This is a genomic window from Cobetia sp. SIMBA_158 (genome assembly GCF_046566945.1).
Classification (GTDB): Bacteria; Pseudomonadota; Gammaproteobacteria; order Pseudomonadales; family Halomonadaceae; genus Cobetia; species Cobetia amphilecti.
Genome location: NZ_JAWJYL010000464.1, coordinates 1 through 266, shown reverse-complemented (window position 1 = coordinate 266; position 266 = coordinate 1). Strand labels below are relative to the sequence as shown.

Genomic DNA, 266 nt, shown 5'->3' with positions numbered 1-266 from the left:
CTAATACCAGTTCACGCTTTAAATAGTCAGTGTAGTCTTTTAGTTCATCGTAAGAGTAGCCGTCACCTACAACAGAATATAAAACACCATATACATCGCCAACGTCATCTAAAATTGTGCTTGGGTAAACACCACTGGGTAAAGACGGAGAAAGATCGTTTATTTTACGACGCATTTCATCCCAAATTTGGCGAAGTTGCTCTTTTCGATAAGTGCTCTTCATTTCCACGGCGATTTGCGACTTCCCGTTGGATGAAATAGAAGTC

The 266-nt window shown here is 40.6% G+C and carries 1 protein-coding gene; it reads right to left on the bottom strand.

From position 1 onward, the window contains the following. Nucleotides 1–229: hypothetical protein (locus R2R70_RS20685; protein WP_410979003.1), on the bottom strand; the 229-nt coding region annotated here is incomplete at its 3' end. Nucleotides 230–266: the final 37 nt, after the last annotated feature.